This is a genomic window from Acinetobacter sp. C15, assembly GCF_013420645.1.
GTDB classification, from domain to species: domain Bacteria; phylum Pseudomonadota; class Gammaproteobacteria; order Pseudomonadales; family Moraxellaceae; genus Acinetobacter; species Acinetobacter indicus.
The window spans coordinates 36,769-61,296 of the sequence record NZ_VOXR01000016.1; the positions used below are offsets into that span (position 1 = coordinate 36,769).

The window sequence follows — 24,528 nt, forward strand, 5'->3', positions numbered from 1 at the left end:
TGATTTTTATCTTAGCGGAAATCTGGCTCGACACAGTGCTGCCTGTGTCGGGCAATTGTATCTCTGCAATTCTGCACCAGGTGGATGCTTTACGCGACTTTAAGCTGGGCGCGCTGTGCTGCCGGGGAGGCTTGCAGATAGGCCAGCGCATCTTCGGTTTTGGCTTCATGCAGCGGGTCATACCACGGCATTAAATAGCCCAACTGCTGCGATACCAGCCAGAACGGTGAGGGCAATAAGCCGTTATTGGCCTGTGCAGTGCGGTACCATTCCCGCCAGATCCACGGTTTATACAGAGCCGGCCGGATTGATGCATAACGCGGGTCCTGCCGCATAATATGCGCCGCGCCATCAATCCAGAGGCCAATTACCCCGGCAATCACCAGTAGGCTCAGATAATAACGGGCCAGATAACTGCCACCCAAATGCCGGTACAGGTCAAAGGCCACGGTGCGATGCTCGATTTCTTCTGCGCCGTGCCATTTCACCAGATCCAGCATGGCCGGGTCGGCGCCCTGACGCTGCCATTCGCGGTTATACAGCGCATATTTACCCAGCACGCAGGTCATGTGTTCTACCGTAGCGACAATACCCAAACGGAACAGATCCCAGTGCCGTTCGCTCCATTGTGGCAATTGCAGACCTAAAGGCCGATCGGCCAGTAACTGGTTAAACAGCCCGTTCATCAGGCTGATGTTGCGCTGAATATCAATCTGGCGTTCAGTTAAATAATCCTGGTTGGCCGAGTTATGCGCCTGGGCGTGCATAGCTTCCTGGCGGATAAAGGCCTGCACATCCTGTTTCAGTTTTTCATCCTGAATCTGCGGCAAGACCTTATTGTACAGCCGGCAAAACCAGAACTCGCCGGCCGGCAGAATCATGTTAATTTCATTAATAAAATAACTGGCGAAAGGCTGCTGCGGAATCCAGTCGATGGGGGTGTCCTGCCATTCAAAGCGGACTTTACGCGGTTGAATAAAGTAGCCAATGGGTGAGCCACGGGCGGCGCGGCGAAAACGTGAGAGGAGTTCTTTCATGCTGTATTGCACCTCTAAAATGTGATGCGGTTCAAATTATGCTCAGCATGAGTATGAAAAAAATATCCCCCATTGAAACTAGCAATAGGGGACATTCCAATATCAATAGATGTAAATTATTGTCGGACAGGATTAAGCAGATGTAAAGCTTATGGCTCTTTGGCGGCCGTTTCAGTCAGCTGTTCAACAGCTTCAGGATCTGGTAGCTCTTCTGCTTCCAGTTCATCTGCCGTAGCTTCCGGAATGCTGGCCAGATCAAACTGCTGTGATTGTTCCAGGGTAAAGTTCAGACGACCGGCCATTACACTGGCCAGTTCTTCCAGACCCTGACGATTGAGCGAGGAGAACAGTTGAATCGAGAAATCCAGCTTCATCTTTTTCAGTTGCTGTTTCACTTCCAGCAGGACTTTATTGGCCGGGCCACGATTCAGCTTGTCGGATTTGGTCAGCAAAACATGCACAAACAGATGACGGGAATAAGCCCATTCCAGCATCATCACATCAAAATGCTGCAGCGGATGGCGAATATCCATCAGCAACACCAGACCCTGTAAGCTCTTGCGATGAATCAGGTAGTTTTCCAGCTCTTTTTGCCAGACAATTTTCATTGATTCAGGTACTGCGGCATAGCCATAACCCGGTAAATCGACCAGACGCTGCTCTGGATTGCCCAGACTAAAGAAGTTGATCATCTGGGTACGGCCCGGTTTTTTCGAGGCACGTGCCAGCTGTTTCTGGTTGGTGAGGGCATTAATCGCACTGGATTTGCCAGCATTGGAACGTCCGGCAAAGGCCACCTCATAGCCGCTATCTTCTACACAGAGATTCAGCTTTGGTGCACTCATCAGGAATTCGGCTTTACGTAGCCAGTTCAGGGCACGAACGGCATATTCGGTAATCGCAGGATCAGCTTTTTTCTCATAGCTAATCTTTTGCTTCGGCGCATTAGCGGCCTTAGTGTTTTTCGATTTTCCTCTGCTATGGTGCATAACTTAACTTCATCACTGCTTTTACAAAGCGGTATTATAGATCAACTCGCGCAGACACGCGAACTTTGCTGTAGCTGTGTGCAAAAGTTATCTAACTCAGAGATTGATCAGCTGAATTGGCGATTGTGTGCTCCACTGTGCCGGTGCAGGAGTATCTAACACGTCGGACAGGGTGTACTGGTCCAGACTCTGATAAAACTGTTCCAGCGCCTGATCTAAAATGCCTTTTAAGCCACAGCGGCTGCGCAGCATGCACGGCGGGGTATTACATTCCACAATCTGGGTTTCACGTTGCAAAATACGCACGATCTGGCCCAGCTTCAGTGCCCGTGCATCCGGATTTAAACGCAGGCCGCCCCCTTTACCGCGGGTGGTAATCAGCCATTCCTGTTTACCCATGAAATGCACAATTTTAACCAGATGGTTGTGGGAAACATGCAAATCCTGCGCAATTTCCGCAATCGTATACGGCAGATCTCGCGGTGGGGAGATATACAGCAGAATACGTAATGCATAGTCGGTGAATTTATTTAATTGCATGATCGCACAAATATTTTTCAAAGTTGAAATACAAGAAGGCTAGTCTACCATAAGCAGACTAGCCCTCCTATGTTTTACACGTGTGGGGTTTTAGTGACGTACACCACCCGTACCAAACGCTTCACTGTGAATCTGTTCGGCTTTAATACCACGTGCCAGTAAGGCTTTTTGCTGCTCGGCCATGAATGGCATTGGGCCACACAGGTAGTAATCAGCATTTTCCGGTAATAAGGCAGCATCCATGGTGCTCAGGTCCAGACGACCGGCCACATCATAATCCTGACCTAACACATCTTCGGTATTCGGGAATTCATAGGCTGTAAAGGTATGAATACGTGGATACTTCGCCTTGATGTCCTGAATATGCTGTTTCATGGCATGTACCTGTTTGCTGCGGCAGGCATGAATGAAGGTCACCGGTTGTGGCACATCTAAAGTGACCAGCTGGTTCAGCATCGCAATCATTGGGGTTAAGCCAACACCACCACTGATGAACACATTACGTTTGTTGCTGTCGATCAGGTAGAAGTTTCCGGTTGGCGCTGAAATTTCAAGTTCTGCACCTTCTGGCAGCTGATGCAGCGCATTAGATACCCAGCCTGCAATCTTGTCGGCGCCATTACCCGGTTCGCGTTTCACTGAAATACGTAAGTAGTCTTGCTGCGGGCTGGTTGACAGCGTGTATTGACGTGGTTGTTTCAGGTCCAGTTCAGGGACAAAAACACGTACTGAAATGTATTGGCCGGCTTCATATTTTGGTAAGGCACCACCATCGACCGGTTCAAAGTAGAACGAGGTAATTTCGTCGCTTTCTACCACTTTCTTGGCGATTTTGAAATTACGCCAGCCTAACCAGCTGCCTTGAGTTTGCTGATGCTGCTCGTAAATGGCACGTTCGGTATTAATAAACACTTCTGCAAGCTGGCCATACGCGGCGGCCCAGGCATCAATCAGTGGATCATCCATGGAAATATTCAGCACTTCGCTGATGGAGTGCAGCAGGTTTTCACCGACAATATTATAGTCCGGAGCTTGAATATTCAGACTGACATGCTTGTGTGCGACCAGTTCAATTACTGGCGCCAGTACTGATGGATCTTCAATATTTTCTGCATAGGCCAGTACCGCACCTGCCAGTGCCTGCGCCTGCGCACCACTGCGTTGATGACCCAGGTTAAAGGTTTCTTTAAGGTCCGGATTATTCCCCAACATGCGGTTATAGAAATAGCTGGTCAGGGCCACACCATTTTCACGTAGAACAGGAACAGTTGCTTTTACAAGGTCAATTTGCTGTGGAGTCATGGCTGATCTCTCATGGCTGGTTATTTATAAGATGTATTTAAAATACATTTTAAAAAACGCCAGTGCAAGCACTGTTTTTAAAAAACCATAAAAAAATTATGGGATATAAAAATATCCCATAATGAAAGCGGTTCCTATCGGTTTTTTGATTATTTTCGGCCAAACAGGGAGCCTAATAATCCGCGGACAATTTTCTGTCCGGTGCTGCCGCCTAAGGTTCGGGCTGCACTCTTGGCAAAGGTGCCGACAATATCCTGAGTCAGCTTTTCACGCTGTCGTGCAGTGCGTTCAGCTTCTTTTTGCTGTTCGCGGGCCAGACGTTCCTGTTCCCGCGCCTGCTGTTTGGCCAAAGCAGCCTGTTCTTTGGCTTGCTGCTTGGCTAAAGCTTCCTGTTCTTTGGCGCGTTGCTGTTCGAGCGCGGCCTGTTCAGCCTGTTGCTGGCGTTCCGCTACTTTCTGTTGCAGCATTTCATAGGCACTGTCCCGGTCCAGACTCTGCTCATATACATCGGCGACAATACTCTGGCTCATCAGTGCCTTGCGCTGTTCAGGGCTAATCGGGCTAAACGAGGAGTAGGGCGGCATCACCCAGCCGCGCTCTACAATCTGCGGCGTGCCTTGTTCATCCAGACAGCTAATTAGGGCTTCACCGACGGCCAGTTCGGTAATGGCCTGTTCTACCTGAAACTCCGGATTGGCACGGAAGGTCTCGGCAGCGGTTTTGACCGCTTTCTGATCTTTCGGGGTAAAGGCGCGCAAGGCGTGTTGCACCCGGTTGCCGAGCTGTCCCAGTACACTTTCAGGCAAATCCAGCGGATTCTGGGTGACAAAATAAATTCCGACGCCTTTGGAGCGAATCAGGCGGACTACCTGCTCAATTTTCTCCTGCAGGGCCGGGCTGGCATTGTCAAACAGTAAATGCGCTTCATCAAAGAAGAACACCAGCTTGGGTTTGTCCATATCACCAACTTCCGGCAACTGTTCAAACAGCTCTGATAGCATCCACAATAAAAAGGTCGCATACAGTTTCGGGGTGTGCATCAACTTGTCTGCAGCCAGCAGGTTGATGTTGCCGTGTCCCTGGGCATCGGTCTGCATGAAATCCAGAATATTCAGGCTGGGCTCGCCAAAAAACAGATCACCGCCCTGATCGGCCAGTGCCAGTAAATTGCGCTGAATCGCGCCCAGACTGGCTGGAGATAAATTGCCATAGTCGGCCTTTAACTCTGCCGCATGTTCGCTGACATAGCTGAGCATGGCTTTCAGGTCTTTAAAGTCAATCAGCAGGAGGCCCTGATCATCGGCAATCCGAAACACTGCCGACAGTACACCTTCCTGGGTGTCATTTAAATTCAGCATCCGGGCTAGCAGTAGCGGTCCGATTTCGGAGATGGTGGTGCGAATTGGATGGCCCTGTTCACCAAATAAATCCCAGAACACCACCGGCGAGGCAGCAAAGGGAATACTGTCAATACCCAGGCTTTTAATCCGTTCATCAAATTTGGGATTGCTGGAACCAGCCTGCGCCAGACTGGAAACATCGCCTTTGGCATCGGCCAGAAAGACTGGGACACCAATGCGGGAAAAACTTTCTGCCAGGACTTTTAAGGTCACGGTTTTACCGGTACCGGTTGCACCGGCAATCAGGCCATGCCGGTTGGCAAACTGGGAATGTAAGACTATCGCTTGTGTGGTATCACGGTTTTTTTTGGCAATGGTAATTGGTGTACCCATACTGTACTGATCCTCGTTGTTATTCGTTTTTATGCTGCTTTAAATGTTGTAGTGCTTGCGCTATATCTTGAATTAAATCATCCGGATGTTCCAGTCCTATACAGAAACGCACCAGCAAACCTTGTTTTAGGTGTTGATGCTCAAGCACACGCATCTCTTTAAGGTTATACAGCATTACCAGGCTGACCGGTCCCCCCCAGCTAAAGCCCAGCTTGAACAGGGTTAATGCATCACAGAATGCTCGAATATCGTTTAAATTGTATTGCGCATCAAAAATCACACTAACCAGTCCGGCGCTGTGACCCTCCTTGCAGATGTCTTTCCAGTATGCATGACCGGCACTGTCCGGATCAGCCGGATGCAGGACCTGAACCAGCTCTTTTTGCTGTTTTAGCCAGTTCAGCAAGGTCAGTGCTGATTGTGACTGTTGCTGGTAACGCAGCTGCATGGAGGCCAGACTGCGCTGGATTTGCGCCGTATCATCTCCGCTGACACAAATCCCCTGAATGGCATGCATCCGGAATAATTGATGATGGAGCTTCTGGTCACGCGTCACCACCGAGCCCATTAAAATATCGCCACCCCCGCTTGGATATTTGGTCAGCGCATGTACGGTCAGATCTACGCTTAAGTGGTCCTCGCCAAAATCAAAGGCATTAAAGGCCAGTCCTGCGCCCCAGGTATTGTCCAGCGCAGTCAGAATGCTATGAGCTTGGGCTTTTTTTATCAGACCAATTAAGTCCGGAAACTCCAGCGTCACCGAACCAGCCGCTTCGAGCCATAACAGTTTGGCTTTATCACTTGGGTTAAAGCTTTCTACCTCCACCGGGTTATAGACCTTGACGGCAATGCCATAACGCTGCTGCAGATTACGCAGATGCTCCATATTCGGGCCATAAATATTGTCCGGAACCCAGACCTCATCACCCTGGCTTAACAAGCAGGAATTGACCAGATTAATCGCAGAAAGGCCGCTCGGCGCCAGCAGGTGATAGAGGCCGCCTTCGATCTGCGCGATGTGATCACCTAAAGTAAAGGTCGTCGGCGTGCCGTGCGTGCCATAACTATAGTCATAGACATCGGTCCAGTGGCGATTAAACAGTGCATCGGTGTTGTTAAAAATAATCGTCGATGCACGATAGAGGGGAGGTTGAACCGTAGAAATCAGTTGAGGGGCTTTTCGTGGTGCATGAATCAGTTCGGTTTGCGGATTTTTTTTCACGACTTCGCTCAAATCAGGACAATTAATTGAATTTAGCTTAAGAGAAAAGGATCAGTTGTGCCATATCTGGCTGTATTTATTTGACTTTGAACATGCAGCACTAAAGTTGGCTTCATTTTTGCAAAACCTAAAAGCAGAGCTACAACAACAGGTTTCAGCGCATGGCGTCGCATTTAAAAGTACATTATTTTCAGCATATTGCTGGTGAAGGATTTGGAAGTTGTTATACGCATTTAAAACGGTTAAATGCAGAGATCAGTGCCACAGAATTTTTTGCCTTGCCGGTTGATTCAGCACTGGATATTGAAGCGCTACCGCAGATTGAGGAGGTCGATTTGTTAATTGTCATGGGCGGCACCATGAGCGTTAATGATGAAGCCAATTTCCCCTGGTTAAAAATGGAAAAACGCTGGCTCAGGCGTTATTTGGCCATGGGAAAACCGGCCATTGGTCTGTGTCTGGGTGGGCAACTGATCGCCAATGCGCTGGGCGCGGCCGTCAGTCGCAATCCTGTACAGGAGCTGGGCTGGCACGAGGTACGCAAGGTTAGTCATGTGCCACCAGACTATTTTCAGTTGCCGGAGCAGTTTAATGTCATGCAGTGGCACAGTGAAAGCTTCGAGATTCCCAAAGGGGCTGTGCATCTGGCCGAAAATGATGCCTGTCGCAATCAGATGTATCAGATTGGCAAAAATGTACTGGGCTTTCAGTTTCACCCGGAAACCACGCCAGAAAGCCTGCAATTATTCCTGGAAGATGAAGAAGAGCTGGCCCTGTTTCAGGGACCTTATGTGCAATCGGTAGAGCAGCTGCAGCGCGCCAATAAAAATAAATTTATTCAAGGAAATCAGATATTAAATCAGGCGATAGATTATGTGTTACAGCAAACTGCAGCGCAGCGGCGGGCTGTATAATTATTAAACAATTGATTTGTCGAAATATTTGAAAAATGATGTAAAAAGCCACAAAAGGATTTGCTTATGCATTAAACAATCGTTATAATGGGCGACCCTTTGATATTAAGGGGGTTAACCGCGAAGAAAGTGGTTAACTATCGTTACAGTCGTGGCATCGATCACGACCTTAGTGATATTTCACTGCTCTTGACACTTGCCTTTATTAGTGGGGTGAGATGCGTCAAGAGTGATTCTTTATATATTTTGGCTTGGAGTTAACTGGTATGTCTAACCAGAGAATTCGTATCCGTCTTAAGTCTTTTGATCACCGTTTAATTGATCAATCTGCTCAAGAGATCGTAGAAACCGCTAAGCGTACTGGCGCACAAGTGTGTGGTCCAATCCCGATGCCTACTCGCATCGAACGCTTCAACGTTCTTACATCACCGCACGTTTACAAAGATGCGCGTGACCAATATGAGATCCGCACTTACAAACGTTTGATCGATATCGTTCAACCTACAGACAAAACTGTAGATGCATTGATGAAATTAGATCTTGCAGCTGGTGTTGATGTTCAGATCGCATTGGGTTAAGGCTTTCGGTTAATTAACGCTCTAAGTTAATTAAGCCGCTTTTTTAGAGGTTTATGCACATGGCTATTGGTTTAGTCGGTCGCAAGTGCGGTATGACCCGTATCTTTACAGATGCTGGTGTTTCTGTACCTGTTACAGTGATTGAGGTTGATCCTAACCGCATCACACAAATCAAAACGCTTGAAACTGATGGTTATCAAGCGATTCAAATCACTACTGGTGAACGTCGCGAATCTCGCGTAACTAACGCTCAGAAAGGTCACTTTGCGAAAGCGGGTGTTGCTGCTGGTCGTCTGGTTCAAGAATTCCGCGTTACAGAAGCTGAGCTTGAAGGTCGTGAAGTTGGTGGTACGCTTACTGTAGATTTGTTCACAGTTGGTCAAATCGTTGACGTAACTGGCACATCTAAAGGTAAAGGTTTCCAAGGTGGTGTTAAGCGTTGGAACTTCCGTACTCAAGACGCTACTCACGGTAACTCTGTTTCTCACCGTGTTCTAGGTTCTACAGGTCAAAACCAGACTCCTGGTCGCGTATTCAAAGGCAAAAAAATGGCTGGCCATTTAGGTGCTGAACGCGTAACTACACAGGGTCTTGAAATCGTTGCAATCGACACAGAGCGTTCAGTTCTAGTTGTTAAAGGCGCGGTTCCTGGTGCTACTGGTGGCGACGTAACTGTTCGTCCTACTATCAAGGCCTGAGGGGAAATAACGTGAATTTAAAAACTGTTTCCGGCTCTGCTGTTGAATTGTCTGAAGTAGCTTTCGGCCGTGAATTTAACGAAGCGCTTGTACACCAAGTTGTTACAGCTTACTTAGCTGGTGGTCGTCAAGGTTCTAAAGCTCAGAAGTCACGTGCAGACGTTTCTGGCGGTGGTAAAAAGCCATTCCGTCAAAAAGGTACTGGCCGCGCTCGTGCTGGTTCTATTCGTAGCCCAATCTGGGTTGGCGGTGGTAAAACTTTTGCTGCTCGTCCACAAGACTGGTCTCAAAAAGTGAACCGTAAGATGTACCGCGGTGCAATGCAATGTATCTTAGCTGAACTTGTTCGCCAAGATCGTCTTGTATTAGTTGAAGAGTTTGCTGTTGAAGCGCCTAAAACTAAAGCATTGCTTGCAAAACTGAACGACTTGAATGCAACTCGCGCATTGATCGTTACTGAAGCTGTAGATGAGAATCTATACCTTGCAGCTCGCAACCTTCCACACGTTGATGTGGTTGACGCTACTGCAATCGATCCTGTTAGCTTGATCGCGTTCGATAAAGTTGTAATGTCTGTTGCTGCTGCTAAGAAAATTGAGGTAGAACTCGGATGAACAACGAACGTTTATATCAAGTCCTACAAGGACCTGTATTCTCAGAAAAAGCACAAGTTTTAGGTGAAACTGCTGGTGTTCAAGTGTTCAAGGTTGCATTAAATGCAAACAAGCTTGAAATCAAAAAAGCAGTGGAACAATTATTTGGTGTAGAAGTTGTTAAAGTTAACACGACTATCACTAAAGGTAAGACTAAACGCTTTGGTAAAACTATCGGACGTCGTTCTGATGTTAAAAAAGCATACGTCACCCTGAAAGCTGGCCAAGATGTTGAAATGGCTGACTTGGGCGATACCGCTGAAACCGCAGCGGAATAAGGACGAAAATTATGCCTATTCAAAAATGTAAGCCAACGTCTCCAGGACGTCGCTTTGTAGAGAAAGTGGTTCATGATCACCTTCACAAAGGCGCGCCATATGCTCCGTTGGTAGAAGCTAAAAAACGTACTGGTGGTCGTAACAACAACGGTCACATTACGACTCGTCACGTTGGTGGTGGCCACAAACAGCACTACCGTATCGTTGACTTCAAACGTAACAAAGACGGCATTCCTGCTGTAGTTGAGCGTATTGAATACGATCCTAACCGTACTGCACACATCGCACTGCTGAAGTATGCTGACGGTGAACGTCGTTATATTATTGCGCCTAAAGGCTTACGTGCTGGTGATAAAGTACAGTCTGGTAACGATGCTCCAATTCGTCCAGGTAACTGCTTGCCACTTCGCAACATGCCTATCGGTTCTACACTTCATAACATCGAACTTAAAATCGGTAAAGGCGCGCAGTTAGCTCGTTCAGCTGGTACTTCAGTTCAGTTGTTGGGTCGTGACGGTTCTTACGCTATCGTTCGTTTACGTTCTGGTGAAATGCGTAAAGTACACGTTGAATGTCGTGCTGTATTGGGTGAAGTTTCTAACTCAGAAAGCAACTTGCGTTCACTTGGTAAAGCAGGTGCTTCACGTTGGCGTGGCGTTCGTCCTACCGTACGTGGTATGGCGATGAACCCGGTTGACCACCCACACGGTGGTGGTGAAGGGCGTAACAAAGGTATTCAACCTGTAAGCCCATGGGGTCAAAAAGCTAAAGGGTACAAGACACGTACCAACAAGCGTACGACTAAGATGATTATTCGCGACCGTCGCGTTAAGTAACAAGTAAAGGAATCTGACTAATGCCTCGTTCATTGAAAAAAGGCCCATTCGTCGATGCGCACTTGTTCGCTAAGGTTGAAGCGGCTGTTGCGAGCAACTCTCGTAAGCCGATCAAAACTTGGTCGCGTCGTTCGATGATTCTTCCGGATTTTGTTGGTCTAACAATTTCTGTACACAATGGTCGTAACCACGTTCCAGTAATCGTTACTGAACACATGGTTGGCCATAAACTAGGTGAATTCGCGCCAACTCGTACCTATCGTGGTCACGGTGTTGACAAGAAGTCTAAACGTTAATAGGTGCTATGATGGAAGTAACTGCTAAATTACGCGGTGCCGCTATCTCGGCACAAAAGGCACGTTTGGTTGCAGACCTTATTCGCGGCAAATCTGTTGCGCATGCGCTTAACATCCTGAACTTCAGCAACAAAAAAGCTGCTGTACTGGTTAAAAAAGCGTTGGAATCTGCAATTGCAAATGCTGAACACAATAACAGTTTAGATGTAGACGACCTTAAAGTTTCTACGATCTACGTTGATGAAGGCATGAGCCTGAAACGTATTATGCCACGTGCTAAAGGCCGTGCAGATCGTATTACTAAGCGTACTTGTCACATCACCGTTAAGGTAGGGGTTTGATATGGGTCAGAAGGTTCATCCAATCGGTATCCGCCTAGGTGTTGTGAAACGTCATAACGCTAACTGGTATGCGAATCCGAAACAATACGCTGAATACTTGCTTAAAGACCTTCAAGTTCGTGAGTTTTTAACTAAAAAACTTAAGAACGCAATGGTAAGCAATATTCTTATCGAACGTCCGACAGGCGCTGCTAAAGTAACTATTAGCACTGCTCGTCCTGGTATCGTTATCGGTAAAAAAGGCGAAGACATTGAGAAATTACAGCGCGAACTTACCAACATTATGGGTGTTCCAGCGCAAGTAAGCATCAACGAAATCGATCGTCCAGACTTAGACGCACGTCTGGTTGCTGAAGCAATCGCTTCTCAATTAGAAAAGCGTGTAATGTTCCGTCGTGCTATGAAGCGTGCGGTTCAAAACACTATGCGTGCTGGTGCCAAAGGTATCAAAGTTGAAGTTTCTGGCCGTTTAGGCGGTGCTGAGATCGCTCGTACAGAATGGTATCGTGAAGGTCGTGTACCTCTACATACACTTCGTGCGGACATCGACTACGCGACTATGCGTGCTGAAACGACTTACGGTACGATTGGTGTTAAAGTTTGGATCTTCCGTGGTGAGATCTTGGGCGGCATGAAACAAGTCATGAACCCAGCTCCAGCTGAAGAACGTCCAGCTAAACGCGGTCGCGGTCGTGGTGAAGGTCAAGAGCGTCGTGGTCGTCGCAATGATCGTTCTGCTGAAAAAGGAGAATAATCCATGTTGCAACCTAAACGTACTAAGTTCCGTAAGGTTCAAAAAGGCCGTAACACTGGTCTAGCGCACCGTGGTAGCACTGTATCTTTCGGTTCTATCGCACTTAAAGCGACTGAACGTGGTCGTATGACTGCGCGTCAGATCGAAGCTGCGCGTCGTACAATCAGCCGTCGTGTTAAACGTGGTGGTAAGATCTTTATCCGTGTATTCCCGGACAAACCAATTACTGAAAAACCATTAGAAGTTCGTATGGGTAACGGTAAAGGTAACGTGGAATACTGGGTTTGCGAAATCAAACCAGGTAAGATCCTGTACGAAATGGAAGGTGTGAACGATGAATTAGCAACTGAAGCATTCAAGCTTGCTGCTGCTAAACTTCCGTTTAAAACCACTATCGTGACTCGGACGGTAATGTAATGAAAACTAAAGATCTACGTGAAAAGTCGGTAGAAGAGTTGAAAGCTTTGCTTGATGAGCAACAGCTTAACCAATTCCGTCTTCGTATGGCGAAAGCAACTGGTCAATTGGGCAAATCGCACGAAGTGCAAGTCGCTCGTAAAACTATTGCTCGTATTAAGACACTCCTTACCGAAAAACAGGGGAACGGACAATGAGTGATAAAACAGTCCGCACGTTAACCGGCAAAGTCGTAAGCGACAAAATGGACAAGTCTATTGTTGTGCTTATTGAACGTCGTGTTCAACACCCGTTGTATGGCAAATCAATCCGCCGTTCAACAAAATTACATGCTCATGATGAGAACAATACCGCTAAAATCGGTGATGTTGTAACCATCAAAGAAAGCCGCCCAATTTCTAAAACTAAGTCTTGGACTCTAGTTGAAGTTGTTGAAGCAGCTGCTGAGTAATTAACGTTCTTGTTGCATCATCGGTCAATTTCGAGTACTCTTTGAGCCTTTCGAAATTGTGACCGGTGATGCTCGGTTTTGGAGTAGGGCAATGATTCAAACCGAAACGATGCTCGACGTAGCAGACAACAGTGGTGCTCGCCGCGTACAATGTATTAAAGTACTTGGTGGTTCACATCGTCGTTATGCTTCTGTTGGCGACATTATTAAAGTTACTGTAAAAGAAGCAATTCCACGCGCACGTGTTAAAAAAGGTGACGTGATGAATGCTGTAGTTGTACGTACAAAATTCGGTATCCGTCGTCCAGATGGTTCTGTGATTCGTTTCGACGATAACGCAGCCGTTATTTTGAACAACAACAAAGCGCCGATTGCTACTCGTATTTTCGGACCAGTGACTCGTGAACTTCGTACTGAACAGTTCATGAAAATTATTTCATTGGCTCCTGAAGTTCTATAAGAGGCAATCATGGCTAAGATTAAAAAAGGCGATCAAGTAATCGTGATCGCAGGTAAAGAAAAAGGCAAACAGGGTACTGTTTTGTCAGTTTCTAATGACCGCGTTAAGGTTGAAGGCCTTAACCTGGTTAAGAAGCATCAAAAGCCGAACCGTGTTACTGGCGCTGAAGGCGGCATCGTAACTCAGGAAGCTTCGCTTCATATTTCAAACGTGGCAATTTTTAATGCTACAACCCAAAAGGCTGACCGTGTTGGTTACCAAACGATTGACGGCGTGAAAACTCGCGTTTACAAATCAAATGGTGAATCAGTGGCGGTAGCGAAGTAATAGGTTGAAATAGGCAATGGCCAGACTTAAAACACGTTACAACGACGAACTTAAAGCTCAATTACAAGAACAATTGGGCATTAAGAATGTGATGGAGATCCCTCGCATCACTAAAATCACTATCAACATGGGTGTTGGTGCAGCTGCTGCTGACAAGAAACTCCTTGATGGTGCTCTTTCTGATATGCAAGCTATCGCTGGTCAAAAACCAGTTCTTACGTTAGCTCGTAAATCTATCGCAGGTTTTAAAATCCGTGATGGTTGGCCGATTGGTTGTAAAGTTACTTTACGCGGCGAACGCATGTACGAATTCTTAGACCGTTTGATCTCTATCGCGATCCCTCGTATCCGTGACTTCCGTGGTTTCTCTGCGAAATCATTTGATGGTCGTGGTAACTACTCTATGGGTCTTAAAGAACAAATCGTTTTCCCTGAAATCGATTTCGATAAGATTGATCGTATTCGTGGTATGGATATTACCATCACTACGACTGCTCGCACCGATGACGAAGGCCGTGCGCTTATGCGTGCATTCGGCTTCCCGTTCAAATAAGAGGTCGATATGGCTAAGAAAAGTATGATTAATCGCGAATTGAAACGCGAAGCTACTGTTGCTAAATACGCTGCAAAACGTGCTGAATTAAAAGCTGTTATTGCAAACGTAAATGCAAGCGACGAAGAGCGTTTCGAAGCGATGATGAAGTTACAAGCATTACCACGTAATGCGTCTCCAGTGCGTCTTCGTAACCGTTGTGGTTTAACTGGTCGTCCTCATGGTTACTTCCGTAAGTTCGGTTTAAGCCGTAACAAATTACGTGACACAGTAATGCAAGGTGATGTACCTGGCGTTGTTAAGGCAAGCTGGTAAGGAGCGACTAGAATGAGTATGCAAGATACCGTTGCCGACATGTTAACTCGTGTTCGTAACGCACAAATGGCGAAGAAACAAACTGTTTCTATGCCTAACTCTAAGTTGAAAGTTGCGATTGCAAACGTACTTCAACAAGAAGGTTACATTGCCAATGTAGAAGTTGCTGACGTTGAAGGCAAAGCAACTCTTACTTTGACATTAAAGTATTTCGAAGGCAAACCAGTTATCGAAACTGTGAAACGCGTAAGCCGTCCTGGTCTACGTCAGTATCGCGGTAAAGATGCACTTCCAAGCGTTAAGCAAGGTTTAGGTATTGCAATTGTTTCTACAAGCAAAGGCATCATGACTGATCGCGCTGCACGTGCTGCGGGCGTTGGTGGTGAAGTTATTGCTTTTGTTTCTTAATAGGTGATTCCTCATGTCTCGTGTGGCTAAAGCCCCAGTAACTGTACCTAACGGTGTAACAGTTACTCAGAACGGCCGGCAGGTCGAAGTGAAAGGCAGCAAAGGTACATTGTCTTTCAACCTGCATGCGCTGGTCGAGCTAAAACAGGAAGATGGTACTCTTCAAGTTGCTCCAGTAAAAGAGTCGAAAGACGCTTGGATGCAAGCTGGTACTGCTCGCGCTGTATTAAACAACCTTGTAAAAGGTGTGAACGAAGGTTTCGAACGTAAGTTACAACTGATCGGTGTTGGTTATAAAGCTGCGGTTAAAGGTACTGTTGTTAACCTTAACCTTGGTTTCTCTCATCCAATCGATTACAGCCTTCCTGAAGGTGTAACTGCAGAAACTCCTACTGCAACTGAAATCATCCTGAAATCTGCTAACAAGCAATTATTAGGTCAGGTAGCAGCTGAGATCCGTGGTTACCGTCCACCAGAGCCATATAAAGGTAAAGGTGTTCGTTATTCTGACGAAGTTGTACTTCGTAAAGAAGCTAAGAAGAAATAAGGCGCGAGGTTCTTATGAACGAAAAGAAACAATCCCGTTTGCGTCGTGCGAAAAGCACACGCTTGCACATCCGTGCATTGGGTGCGACTCGTTTGTGTGTAAACCGCACTCCGCGTCACATCTATGCTCAAGTTATCTCAGCAGATGGTGGCAAAGTTTTAGCGCAAGCTTCTACTTTAGATGCTACTTTACGTGCTGGTACAACTGGTAACGTTGAAGCTGCCAAGAAAGTTGGTGCTTTAATCGCAGAACGTGCGAAAGCAGCTGGTGTAACTAAAGTTGCATTTGACCGTTCTGGTTTTAAATATCATGGTCGTATCAAAGCCTTGGCTGATGCTGCTCGTGAAAACGGCTTGGAGTTCTAATCATGGCTAAAGTTGAACAAAACGAAGGTCTTGTTGAAAAGCTGGTAGCCGTTGATCGTGTTGCCAAAGTTGTTAAGGGTGGTCGTATCTTCTCTTTCACAGCATTAACTGTTGTGGGTGACGGTAATGGTCGCGTAGGTTTTGGTCGTGGTAAAGCGCGTGAAGTTCCAGCTGCTATTTCTAAAGCACTTGAAGCTGCTCGTCGCAACATGATTACTGTTGACCTTGTTGACGGTACTGTTCAGCATCCTATTCATGCTCGTCACGGTGCAAGCCGCGTTTACATGCAACCTGCTTCTGAAGGTACTGGTGTAATTGCTGGTGGCGCTATGCGTGCAGTTCTAGAGGCTGTTGGCGTGCGTAACGTATTAACAAAATGTTATGGCTCTACAAATGCTGCGAACGTAGTAAACGCGACTTTCAACGGTCTGCGTGATATGACTTCTCCTGAGAAAGTCGCTGCGAAACGTGGTCTGACTGTAGAACAAATTCAAGGGTAATCAATCATGAAAACGATTAAAGTTACCCAGACTAAATCTGCATCGCACCGCTTGAAAAATCACAAGCTTTGCCTGAAAGGTTTAGGTCTGCGTCGTATTGGTCATACTGTAGAAGTGCAAGATACGCCTTCTAACCGTGGTATGATCAACCAAGTCTACTATATGGTTAGTGTAGAGGAATAAGCCATGACTCTGCGTTTAAATGAACTTGCACCTGCAGAAGGTGCTAAACGTGAAAACCGTCGTCTGGGCCGTGGTATCGGTTCTGGCGTAGGTAAGACTGGTGGCCGTGGTGTCAAAGGTCAAAAATCACGTAAGAGCGGTGGCGTACGTCCAGGTTTCGAAGGTGGTCAAACTGCGTTATATCGTCGTTTACCTAAATTCGGTTTCACTAGCCAAATCGCTTTAAAAACTGCTGAAGTACGTTTATCTGAGCTTGCTAAAGTTGAAGGCGACATCGTTAGCCTAGAAACTTTAAAAGCGGCGAACGTTGTGCGTAAAGACATGATCCGTGCGCGTATCGTACTTTCTGGTGAAATTACTCGTGCTTTCACTGTTCAAGGTGTTGCATTGACTAAAGGCGCTAAAGCTGCTGTTGAAGCTGCTGGCGGTAAAGTCGAGGAGTAATCTCCAGTGTCTATGTCTCCTAGTTCTTCAGGTCATGTACATATGATGAAAGGCCAACCATTTCACGTGAAATATCGTGAAATTATTCGCCGAATGATGTTTCTCATTGGTGCGTTATTGGTATTTCGACTAGGAGCGCATATTCCAGTACCAGGCATTAATAATGCCGCACTTGAAAATCTTTTTAATGCAAACTCAGGTACTATCCTGGGTTTGTTTAACATGTTTTCGGGTGGTGCATTAGAGCGAATGTCGATTCTTGCTCTCGGGATCATGCCCTACATCTCTGCGTCGATTATCGTGCAGCTGATGTCAACCGTGGTTCCTTCGCTGGAAGCTTTAAAGAAAGAAGGCGAGCAGGGCAAGCGTAAGATTAATCAATATACGCGCCAAGGTACCTTGTTCCTTGCCTTAGTACAGGCAATCGGGATGTGTGCAGGTCTGATCAGTCAAGGGATTACCTTAACGTCAGGTCTTGCGTTTTACGTTCCGGCAGTCACCTCGCTGGTGGCGGGTACAATGTTCCTGATGTGGTTGGGTGAGCAGATTACCGAACGTGGGGTGGGCAATGGTATTTCCATGATCATCTTCGCCGGTATCGTTGCCGGATTGCCAAATCTGATTTTGCAATCGCTATCTTCAGTCGATAATGGTCAAACCAGCCTGATTGGTCTGGTGATTTTTGGTCTGTTGTCACTGGCGGTACTGGCAGCCATTGTGTTTATCGAGAAAGCGCAACGTCGTATTCCGGTAAACTATGCTCAAAAACAGCAAGGTCGTCGTGTATTTACTGCACAGCAAACCCATTTGCCATTAAAAATTAATATGGCAGGTGTGATTCCGGCAATTTTTGCCAGCTCTCTGCTGTTGTTCCCGGCCAGTCTGGGTCAATGGGTAGGAAGTGCGGATCCTGATGCAGGGATTATCAAGCGTAGCTTGCAAGATCTGGCACTCGTATTGTCGCCTGGACAGCCATTGTATTTGGTGCTCTTTGGTGCGTTAATTATCTTTTTCTGTTATTTCTATACCGCGCTAGTTTTTAGTCCGAAAGAAGTGTCAGAGAACTTGAAACGCAGCGGAGCTTATGTGCCTGGTATTCGCCCAGGTGAGCAAACTGCTCGTTACTTAGATCATATTCTCAATCGTTTGACCTTTATTGGTTCGATTTATATCACAGTGGTCTGCTTGATGCCGATGGTATTGCAGAGCTCGTTTGGTATTCCATTCTATTTGGGTGGTACCTCATTATTGATCGTTGTGGTAGTCGTGATGGACTTTATGGCTCAGCTTCAAGCACATCTCACCTCGCACCAGTACGATAATCAAACGTTAATGAGAAAAACGACTGCTCATCCTAAGGGATAAGCGCACTTAGAGGTTTCATCATGAAAGTACAAGCTTCTGTAAAGAAAATTTGTGGTAGCTGTAAAGTTATCCGTCGTAATGGGGTTATCCGCGTAATTTGCAGCGCAGAACCTCGTCATAAGCAGCGTCAAGGTTAATCTGATCAAGACCTGTTGATTTCAGTAGGCTAATTAGGTTATTATCCGCCCCTCAAGATTTTTGTGGGGCGGTTGATTATCTTAACTGCCTTTTTGGAGAAAATTGAATGGCTCGTATTGCCGGTGTAAACATTCCGGATAACAAGCATGCTGTTATCTCTCTAACGTACATCTTTGGTATTGGTCGCCACACTGCTAAGAACATCTTAGCTGCTGCTGGTATCGCTACTACCACTAAGATCCGTGAATTAGATGACGCTCAGCTTGATGCGATTCGTGCAGAAGTTGCTAAGGTTCCGACCGAAGGTGACTTACGTCGCGAAATTTCCATGAACATTAAACGTTTAATGGATTTAGGCTGCTACCGCGGTCTTCGTCATCGTCGCAGCTTGCCTGTCCGTGGTCAACGCACCAAAACTAACGCACGTACCCGTAAAGGTCCGCGCAAACCAATTAAGAAATAAGATTTCTGGAAGCTAAAAGATGGCTAAAGATACTCGCACACGCAAGAAGGTCACCCGTACCGTCTCTGAAGGTGTTGCACACATTCACGCTTCTTTTAATAACACCATTGTGACTATTACCGATCGTCAAGGTAATGCACTGGCTTGGGCCACTTCAGGTGGACAAGGCTTCCGTGGATCACGTAAATCAACTCCGTTTGCTGCTCAGGTAGCTGCTGAAGTTGCTGGTAAAGCTGCTTTAGATTACGGTTTGAAAAACTTGGACGTCCTTGTAAAAGGTCCTGGTCCAGGTCGTGAGTCTGCGGTTCGTGCATTAGGTGCAGTGGGTTATAAAATTAACAGCATTACCGATGTGACTCCAATTCCTCACAACGGTTGCCGTCCACCTAAAAAACGTCGCGTGTAAGGAGAAACATTCATGGCTCGTTATATTGGTCCAAAATGCAAACTCTCTCGCCGCGAAGGGACAGACCTGCAACTAAAATCTGGCGTTAAACCATTTGACGTCAAAACTAAAAAACACGCTAAAGCTCCTGGTCAACATGGCCAAGCGCGCGGCAAACAATCTGAGTATTCACTACAATTACGTGAAAAACAAAAAGTACGTCGTATGTACGGTGTTTTAGAGCGTCAATTTAGTAATTACTATAAAGAAGCAGCTCGTGTTAAAGGCGCAACAGGTGAAAACTTGTTGAAATTGCTTGAAAGCCGTCTTGATAACGTCGTTTATCGCATGGGTTTTGGTTCTACACGTGCAGAAGCTCGTCAGCTTGTATCTCACCGTAGCATTACTTTGAATGGCCGTCGTGTTAACATCGCGTCTATCCAAGTTAAAGCTGGTGACGTGATCGCAGTTCACGAAGGTGCTAAACAACAATTACGTATCAAAAACGCAATTGAATTAGCTGCTCAACGTGGTATCCCTTCTTGGATGGAAGTTGATCACGCTAAATTAGAAGGTACGTTCAAAGCTGCACCAGATCGTTCTGATTTACCTGCTGAAATCAACGAAAGCTTGATTGTAGAATTGTATTCTAAATAATCCTTGAGGTAGCAATAATGACGCGTACTGCAAATGAGTTTCTAACTCCGCAAGCGATCAAGGTCGAAGCGGTTAGCGGGACCTCGGCAAAAGTTATTCTGGAACCATTAGAGCGTGGCTTTGGTCATACTCTTGGTAATGCTTTACGTCGCATCCTTCTTTCTTCTTTACCTGGCGCAGCTGTGGTTGAAGTTGAAATTGAGGGTGTTGAGCACGAGTACAGTACCTTAGAAGGCTTGCAGCAGGACATCGTCGAGCTCTTGCTGAACCTGAAAGGATTGTCTATTAAGCTATTCGATCAAAATGAAGCTTATTTGACATTGGAAAAACAAGGTCCAGGTGACGTTACTGCAGCTGACCTTCGTTTACCGCACAATGTTGAAGTGGTTAACCCTGAACACTTGATCGGCACTCTAAGTGCATCAGGCGCGTTAAAAATGCGTTTGAAAGTGGCTCAAGGCCGTGGTTATGAAACATCTGACTCACGTTTCCCAGAAGGCGAAACTCGCCCAGTGGGTCGTTTACAGTTAGATGCTTCTTATAGCCCGATCAAACGTGTGTCTTACATCGTAGAAAATGCGCGTGTAGAACAACGTACTGACCTTGACAAGCTGATCATTGATCTTGAAACCAACGGTACTGTTGATCCTGAAGAAGCAATCCGCAAAGCGGCAACAATCTTGCAACAACAAATTGCAATCTTTGTTGACCTTCAGAAAGATCAGGCACCTGTGGCTCAAGAACCTCGTGAAGAAGTTGACCCAATTTTGCTTCGTCCAGTAGATGATCTAGAGCTTACTGTTCGTTCTGCTAACTGTTTGAAAGCAGAAAATATTTACTACATTGGTGATCTTGTACAGCGCACCGAGGTTGAGTTACTTAAAACACCTAACCTGGGTAAAAAATCGCTTACTGAGATCAAAGATGTTCTGGCATCGAAAGGCTTGCAGCTCGGCATGCGTTTAGAGAACTGGCCACCAGCTAGTCTCCGCATGGACGACCGCTTCGCTTATCGTAGCCGTTAATTAAGTAGGACTATTCACCATGCGTCATCGTAATAGTGGTGTGAAATTAGGCCGTACCAGCAGCCACCGTAAGGCGTTGTTCCAAAACTTAACCAATGCTTTAGTTGAGCACGAGTTAATTAAAACAACTTTGCCTAAAGCGAAAGAACTTCGCCGCGTTGCTGAGCCTTTAATCACTTTAGCTAAAAACGATACAGTTGCAAACCGTCGTTTGGCGTTTGCTCGTACTCGTAATGCAGCAACTGTTGGTAAATTATTTACCGTTCTTGGCCCTCGTTACAAAGAACGTAACGGCGGTTATCTACGTGTTCTTAAAGCGGGCTTCCGTGCAGGTGATGCTGCACCGATGGCTTACGTTGAACTTGTAGATCGCGAAGTTAAATAATTTCGCAAGAGCAGTTCAGTTGTTCTAAAAAAGGTCGGTTTTTTAAACCGGCCTTTTTTTTTATGGCCAGTTGTCAGACAATTTTTCTGTTGTGTCCCGAATTGATATAAATTTTATCGCTTTTTATTAAACTTGACATTGAGTATTGTCAAATTTGTGCTTTAATAAAAACAGAACGTTGAACAGGTATAAAAACAAAATGGACAAGCATGTTGATATTCTGATTGTGGGTGCGGGCATCTCTGGTATTGGTCTGGCCGCGCATCTTTCCAAACACTGCCCGCAGCGCACCTTTGAAATTATCGAGCGTCGTGAGAGCTTTGGGGGCACTTGGGATTTATTTAAATATCCGGGTATTCGTTCCGATTCGGATATGTCGACCTTTGGCTTTAATTTTAAGCCCTGGACGCAAGACAGCATTCTGGCTGATGGCGCTTCAATTAAGAACTATCTGTCAGAAGTGATTGCAGAGTATCAACTGAAATCCAAAATTCATTTCCAGCATCGGGTGCTGTCTGCCAATTATGATAGCCAGACCCAGAAATGGTCTGTGGTGATTGAAAATGCACAGGGCAAAAAACAGACCTGGATCGCCAATTTTGTTCTGGGGTGTACCGGTTATTACAATTATGATCAGGGCTTCCAGCCGGATTTCCCGAATCAGTCGGCATTTAAAGGTACTTTTATTCATCCACAGCATTGGCCGGAAAACTTCGATTATTCTGGTAAAAAAGTGGTGATTATTGGCAGTGGTGCTACCGCTATTACCTTGGTGCCTGCAATGGTCAAAGGCGGTGCAGCGCATGTCACCATGCTGCAGCGCTCACCGACCTATATTGCTTCCATTCCATCGGTAGATTTTATCTATAACAACATGCGCAAGGTGTTGCCGGAGGAGCTGGCTTATAAGCTGACGCGGGCACGAAATATTGGTATGCAACGCGGTGTGTATGCGCTGGCACAGAAACAGCCGAAGCTGCTGCGTAAATTTTTATTAAAGTCAATTGAGATGCAGCTGAAAGGCAAAGTGGATATGAAACACTTTAGCCCGAGCTATAATCCATGGGATCAGCGTCTGTGTGTGGTGCCAGATGGAGATTTGTTTAAAGTGCTGCGTGAAGGGCAGGCCAGTGTTGAAACCGACCAGATTGAAGCCTTTACCGAACAGGGCATCCAGTTAAAATCTGGCAAACATCTCGACGCAGATGTGATTGTGTCGGCTACCGGTCTGCAAATTCAGATTTTAGGCGGGGTTAAAGCCACCATTGATCATCAGCCTTTGGATACCTCGAAACATATGCTGTATCAGGGTGTGATGGTCAGCGATGTGCCGAATATGGCCATGATTATTGGCTATATCAATGCCTCCTGGACTTTAAAAGTTGATATTGCTGCGGATTATATCTGCCGTCTGATTAATCATATGGATCAGCAAGGCTATACCGAAGTGATTGCGGAAGGTGATCCTTCAGAGTTGATGGAAGACACTGTGATGGGTAGTTTAACTTCGGGTTATATTGCCCGTGCCGCGAATGTGATGCCAAAGCAGGGTAAACATGCGCCTTGGCGGGTGAGCAATAATTACCTGAAAGACCGTAAGGATTTAAAACAGGCTTCATTTGCTGATCCGGTGCTGAAGTTCCGTAAAGCAGTCAGTGAGTCTGCACGTAAACCTAAACTGGTGTCTTAAGCACACATCATCATGATCGTGCAATGAACAAAGGAAGCTCAATTGAGCTTCCTTGTTGTTTATATCGGGTTCTACGCTTGTAATGCGTTATAGGGAGCGGGAAATCAGCTCTTTCATAATTTCATTGGTACCGGCATAAATCCGGTTGGCGCGATTGTCTAAATACGCACGGGCAATCGGATATTCCAGCATATAGCCATAGCCGCCATGCAATTGCAGACATTCATCCACCACTTTGGAAAACAGCTCCGAGATTTTGTATTTGGCCGCCGCTGCTGCATCAACACTTAGCTGATCTTCGAGCTGCAGTTCCATACACCGGTCCAGATAGGCGCGGCAGAAATCAATTTCAGTGCGCATTTCCGCCAGTTTAAAGCGGGTATTCTGAAAGGCGCCAATCGGTTTGCCAAAGGCTTTACGTTCTTTGGTGTATTGCAGGGTATGCGCAAAGGCTGCTTCGGCACCAGCCTGGCAGATAATCGCCACAATCATGCGTTCCCAGGCCAGCTCTTTCATCAGCATGATAAAGCCCATACCTTCCATCCCGAGCAGGTTTTCTTTGGGCACTCGCACATTATCAAAAAACAGCTCGCAGGTGTCCTGACCTTTCATGCCAATTTTATTCAGCGGTTTGCCTTTGCTAAAACCGGCACGATTTGCCTCGACCATAATCAGCGACAGGTTGGCAGAACCTTTGTCGCTATTGCCAGTTTTACACACCACAATCGCCATATCGCATAAATAGCCATTGGTAATAAAGATTTTTGAGCCGTTAATGACGTATTCATCGCCCTCTAAAACTGCTGTGGTGCGTACCGCCTGTAAATCTGAGCCTGTGCCCGGTTCGGTCATGGCAATGGCGGTGACCACTTCACCTGTCGCCATTTTCGGCAACCAGTACTGTTTTTGCTGTTCGTTGCCAAAGTTATGAATATAGTTGGCGACAATATCGGAATGCAGCGAGAAGCCGGTGGCCGAGTCGCCAGCATAGGCCTGTTCTTCAATCAGAATCATACTGTAGAGGCGATCTACCCCGGAGCCACCATACTGCTCTGGCATGGTGGTACACAGCAGCCCCAGTTCACCGGCCTTATTCCATAAATCGCGGTCTACATGCTGTTGCTGTTCATATTTTTCCGTATTCGGCAAAACTTCCTTTTCATAAAACTTGCGCACTGTATCACGGAATGCCTCATGCTCACTCTGAAATAATTTTCGTGGCAACATGTTGTTGAGTGGGCGAATTGCAGCAGATTGCATGGTTAGAGTTCCTTCACTT

The 24,528-nt window shown here is 46.4% G+C and carries 37 protein-coding genes; 30 read left to right on the top strand and 7 right to left on the bottom strand.

The annotated features are described in order from the left end of the window. Positions 1-89: 89 nt before the first annotated feature. The 6 genes from FTT63_RS08155 to FTT63_RS08180 form a co-directional block, all read right to left on the bottom strand. Positions 90-1,037 carry a metal-dependent hydrolase gene (locus tag FTT63_RS08155; RefSeq protein WP_127799323.1) on the bottom strand — a complete coding sequence of 316 codons (948 nt, stop codon included), beginning with the start codon at positions 1,035-1,037 and terminating at the stop codon, positions 90-92. Between the two features lie 149 nt (positions 1,038-1,186). Then, positions 1,187-2,026: a ribosome biogenesis GTP-binding protein YihA/YsxC gene (gene yihA, locus FTT63_RS08160; protein WP_075167396.1), complete on the bottom strand. Its 840-nt coding sequence runs from the start codon at positions 2,024-2,026 to the stop codon at positions 1,187-1,189. Positions 2,027-2,122: 96 nt separating this feature from the next. Next, complete coding sequence (locus FTT63_RS08165) at positions 2,123-2,566, bottom strand: Rrf2 family transcriptional regulator (protein ID WP_180192165.1); 444 nt, start codon at positions 2,564-2,566, stop codon at positions 2,123-2,125. Positions 2,567-2,656: 90 nt separating this feature from the next. Further along, entirely contained in the window at positions 2,657-3,868 is a 1,212-nt protein-coding gene (gene hmpA / locus FTT63_RS08170; protein WP_005180299.1) for an NO-inducible flavohemoprotein, read from the bottom strand. Between the two features lie 149 nt (positions 3,869-4,017). Next, entirely contained in the window at positions 4,018-5,601 is a 1,584-nt protein-coding gene (locus FTT63_RS08175; RefSeq protein WP_180192166.1) for a helicase HerA-like domain-containing protein, read from the bottom strand. 19 nt (positions 5,602-5,620) lie between these two features. Next, positions 5,621-6,823, bottom strand: coding sequence for a PLP-dependent transferase (locus FTT63_RS08180; RefSeq protein WP_127799327.1), 1,203 nt, complete (start codon positions 6,821-6,823; stop codon positions 5,621-5,623). Positions 6,824-6,984: 161 nt separating this feature from the next. Here FTT63_RS08180 and FTT63_RS08185 point away from each other — a divergent pair, with 161 nt between their 5' ends. The 30 genes from FTT63_RS08185 (at position 6,985) to FTT63_RS08330 (ending at position 23,249) form a co-directional block, all read left to right on the top strand. Beyond that, positions 6,985-7,737 (top strand): type 1 glutamine amidotransferase, encoded by a 753-nt coding sequence (locus FTT63_RS08185; RefSeq protein ID WP_127799329.1) that lies wholly within the window; start codon positions 6,985-6,987, stop codon positions 7,735-7,737. Between the two features lie 266 nt (positions 7,738-8,003). Next, complete coding sequence (gene rpsJ / locus FTT63_RS08190) at positions 8,004-8,315, top strand: 30S ribosomal protein S10 (RefSeq protein WP_005180291.1); 312 nt, start codon at positions 8,004-8,006, stop codon at positions 8,313-8,315. Positions 8,316-8,374: 59 nt separating this feature from the next. Beyond that, the gene (rplC, locus tag FTT63_RS08195; RefSeq protein WP_005180289.1) at positions 8,375-9,013 is read left to right on the top strand and encodes a 50S ribosomal protein L3; all 639 of its coding nucleotides are present in this window, start codon (positions 8,375-8,377) and stop codon (positions 9,011-9,013) included. 11 nt (positions 9,014-9,024) lie between these two features. After that, the gene (gene rplD, locus FTT63_RS08200; protein WP_005180287.1) at positions 9,025-9,627 is read left to right on the top strand and encodes a 50S ribosomal protein L4; all 603 of its coding nucleotides are present in this window, start codon (positions 9,025-9,027) and stop codon (positions 9,625-9,627) included. Further along, entirely contained in the window at positions 9,624-9,944 is a 321-nt protein-coding gene (rplW, locus tag FTT63_RS08205; RefSeq protein WP_005180285.1) for a 50S ribosomal protein L23, read from the top strand. The genes rplD and rplW overlap by 4 nt, the downstream gene beginning before the upstream one ends. Before the next feature lie 11 nt (positions 9,945-9,955). Further along, positions 9,956-10,780 (top strand): 50S ribosomal protein L2, encoded by an 825-nt coding sequence (gene rplB / locus FTT63_RS08210; RefSeq protein ID WP_005180283.1) that lies wholly within the window; start codon positions 9,956-9,958, stop codon positions 10,778-10,780. 20 nt (positions 10,781-10,800) lie between these two features. Continuing rightward, the gene (gene rpsS, locus FTT63_RS08215) at positions 10,801-11,076 is read left to right on the top strand and encodes a 30S ribosomal protein S19 (RefSeq protein ID WP_001138119.1); all 276 of its coding nucleotides are present in this window, start codon (positions 10,801-10,803) and stop codon (positions 11,074-11,076) included. 11 nt (positions 11,077-11,087) lie between these two features. Next, the gene (gene rplV, locus FTT63_RS08220) at positions 11,088-11,417 is read left to right on the top strand and encodes a 50S ribosomal protein L22 (protein ID WP_001982638.1); all 330 of its coding nucleotides are present in this window, start codon (positions 11,088-11,090) and stop codon (positions 11,415-11,417) included. Between the two features lies 1 nt (position 11,418). After that, positions 11,419-12,171, top strand: coding sequence for a 30S ribosomal protein S3 (gene rpsC / locus FTT63_RS08225; protein WP_005180281.1), 753 nt, complete (start codon positions 11,419-11,421; stop codon positions 12,169-12,171). 3 nt (positions 12,172-12,174) lie between these two features. Continuing rightward, positions 12,175-12,588 carry a 50S ribosomal protein L16 gene (gene rplP, locus FTT63_RS08230; protein ID WP_005180280.1) on the top strand — a complete coding sequence of 138 codons (414 nt, stop codon included), beginning with the start codon at positions 12,175-12,177 and terminating at the stop codon, positions 12,586-12,588. Then, positions 12,588-12,785, top strand: a complete 198-nt coding sequence (gene rpmC, locus FTT63_RS08235; protein ID WP_000849928.1) for a 50S ribosomal protein L29 — start codon at positions 12,588-12,590, stop codon at positions 12,783-12,785. Before rplP ends, rpmC begins: the two co-directional genes overlap by 1 nt. Further along, positions 12,782-13,039 carry a 30S ribosomal protein S17 gene (rpsQ, locus tag FTT63_RS08240; RefSeq protein ID WP_005180277.1) on the top strand — a complete coding sequence of 86 codons (258 nt, stop codon included), beginning with the start codon at positions 12,782-12,784 and terminating at the stop codon, positions 13,037-13,039. The genes rpmC and rpsQ overlap by 4 nt, the downstream gene beginning before the upstream one ends. Positions 13,040-13,130: 91 nt before the next feature. Next, a complete protein-coding gene (gene rplN / locus FTT63_RS08245; protein WP_001982634.1) occupies positions 13,131-13,499 on the top strand; it encodes a 50S ribosomal protein L14 in 369 nt (122 codons plus the stop codon). A gap of 9 nt (positions 13,500-13,508) precedes the next feature. Then, complete coding sequence (gene rplX, locus FTT63_RS08250; protein WP_005180274.1) at positions 13,509-13,826, top strand: 50S ribosomal protein L24; 318 nt, start codon at positions 13,509-13,511, stop codon at positions 13,824-13,826. A gap of 16 nt (positions 13,827-13,842) precedes the next feature. Next, positions 13,843-14,379 carry a 50S ribosomal protein L5 gene (gene rplE, locus FTT63_RS08255; protein WP_005180272.1) on the top strand — a complete coding sequence of 179 codons (537 nt, stop codon included), beginning with the start codon at positions 13,843-13,845 and terminating at the stop codon, positions 14,377-14,379. Positions 14,380-14,388: 9 nt separating this feature from the next. Further along, positions 14,389-14,694, top strand: a complete 306-nt coding sequence (rpsN, locus tag FTT63_RS08260) for a 30S ribosomal protein S14 (protein WP_005180266.1) — start codon at positions 14,389-14,391, stop codon at positions 14,692-14,694. Between the two features lie 12 nt (positions 14,695-14,706). Next, the gene (gene rpsH, locus FTT63_RS08265; RefSeq protein ID WP_005180264.1) at positions 14,707-15,102 is read left to right on the top strand and encodes a 30S ribosomal protein S8; all 396 of its coding nucleotides are present in this window, start codon (positions 14,707-14,709) and stop codon (positions 15,100-15,102) included. Between the two features lie 13 nt (positions 15,103-15,115). Then, entirely contained in the window at positions 15,116-15,649 is a 534-nt protein-coding gene (rplF, locus tag FTT63_RS08270; protein ID WP_005180261.1) for a 50S ribosomal protein L6, read from the top strand. A gap of 14 nt (positions 15,650-15,663) precedes the next feature. Beyond that, positions 15,664-16,014: a 50S ribosomal protein L18 gene (gene rplR, locus FTT63_RS08275; protein ID WP_005180260.1), complete on the top strand. Its 351-nt coding sequence runs from the start codon at positions 15,664-15,666 to the stop codon at positions 16,012-16,014. Positions 16,015-16,016: 2 nt separating this feature from the next. After that, a complete protein-coding gene (gene rpsE / locus FTT63_RS08280; RefSeq protein ID WP_005180258.1) occupies positions 16,017-16,514 on the top strand; it encodes a 30S ribosomal protein S5 in 498 nt (165 codons plus the stop codon). Positions 16,515-16,520: 6 nt separating this feature from the next. Continuing rightward, positions 16,521-16,697, top strand: coding sequence for a 50S ribosomal protein L30 (gene rpmD, locus FTT63_RS08285; protein ID WP_005180256.1), 177 nt, complete (start codon positions 16,521-16,523; stop codon positions 16,695-16,697). 3 nt (positions 16,698-16,700) lie between these two features. Further along, complete coding sequence (rplO, locus tag FTT63_RS08290; RefSeq protein WP_005180254.1) at positions 16,701-17,141, top strand: 50S ribosomal protein L15; 441 nt, start codon at positions 16,701-16,703, stop codon at positions 17,139-17,141. A gap of 45 nt (positions 17,142-17,186) precedes the next feature. Next, the gene (secY, locus tag FTT63_RS08295; RefSeq protein WP_171065119.1) at positions 17,187-18,506 is read left to right on the top strand and encodes a preprotein translocase subunit SecY; all 1,320 of its coding nucleotides are present in this window, start codon (positions 17,187-17,189) and stop codon (positions 18,504-18,506) included. 20 nt (positions 18,507-18,526) lie between these two features. Then, positions 18,527-18,643, top strand: coding sequence for a 50S ribosomal protein L36 (rpmJ, locus tag FTT63_RS08300; protein ID WP_000867907.1), 117 nt, complete (start codon positions 18,527-18,529; stop codon positions 18,641-18,643). A 107-nt stretch (positions 18,644-18,750) separates the two neighbouring features. Then, entirely contained in the window at positions 18,751-19,107 is a 357-nt protein-coding gene (rpsM, locus tag FTT63_RS08305; RefSeq protein ID WP_005012957.1) for a 30S ribosomal protein S13, read from the top strand. 19 nt (positions 19,108-19,126) lie between these two features. After that, on the top strand, positions 19,127-19,513 hold the full coding sequence (rpsK, locus tag FTT63_RS08310) for a 30S ribosomal protein S11 (RefSeq protein ID WP_001040166.1): 387 nt from the start codon (positions 19,127-19,129) through the stop codon (positions 19,511-19,513). A 12-nt stretch (positions 19,514-19,525) separates the two neighbouring features. Further along, positions 19,526-20,149 (top strand): 30S ribosomal protein S4, encoded by a 624-nt coding sequence (gene rpsD, locus FTT63_RS08315; protein WP_016658534.1) that lies wholly within the window; start codon positions 19,526-19,528, stop codon positions 20,147-20,149. 17 nt (positions 20,150-20,166) lie between these two features. Next, positions 20,167-21,174 (top strand): DNA-directed RNA polymerase subunit alpha, encoded by a 1,008-nt coding sequence (locus FTT63_RS08320; protein ID WP_005180245.1) that lies wholly within the window; start codon positions 20,167-20,169, stop codon positions 21,172-21,174. Between the two features lie 19 nt (positions 21,175-21,193). Then, positions 21,194-21,559 (top strand): 50S ribosomal protein L17, encoded by a 366-nt coding sequence (gene rplQ / locus FTT63_RS08325; protein ID WP_004754212.1) that lies wholly within the window; start codon positions 21,194-21,196, stop codon positions 21,557-21,559. Between the two features lie 199 nt (positions 21,560-21,758). Continuing rightward, positions 21,759-23,249 (top strand): NAD(P)/FAD-dependent oxidoreductase, encoded by a 1,491-nt coding sequence (locus FTT63_RS08330; protein WP_005180241.1) that lies wholly within the window; start codon positions 21,759-21,761, stop codon positions 23,247-23,249. An 87-nt stretch (positions 23,250-23,336) separates the two neighbouring features. Here the strand turns inward: FTT63_RS08330 and FTT63_RS08335 are convergent, their stop codons facing one another. Continuing rightward, positions 23,337-24,509, bottom strand: coding sequence for an acyl-CoA dehydrogenase family protein (locus FTT63_RS08335; protein ID WP_075167404.1), 1,173 nt, complete (start codon positions 24,507-24,509; stop codon positions 23,337-23,339). Between the last annotated feature and the right edge of the window lie 19 nt (positions 24,510-24,528).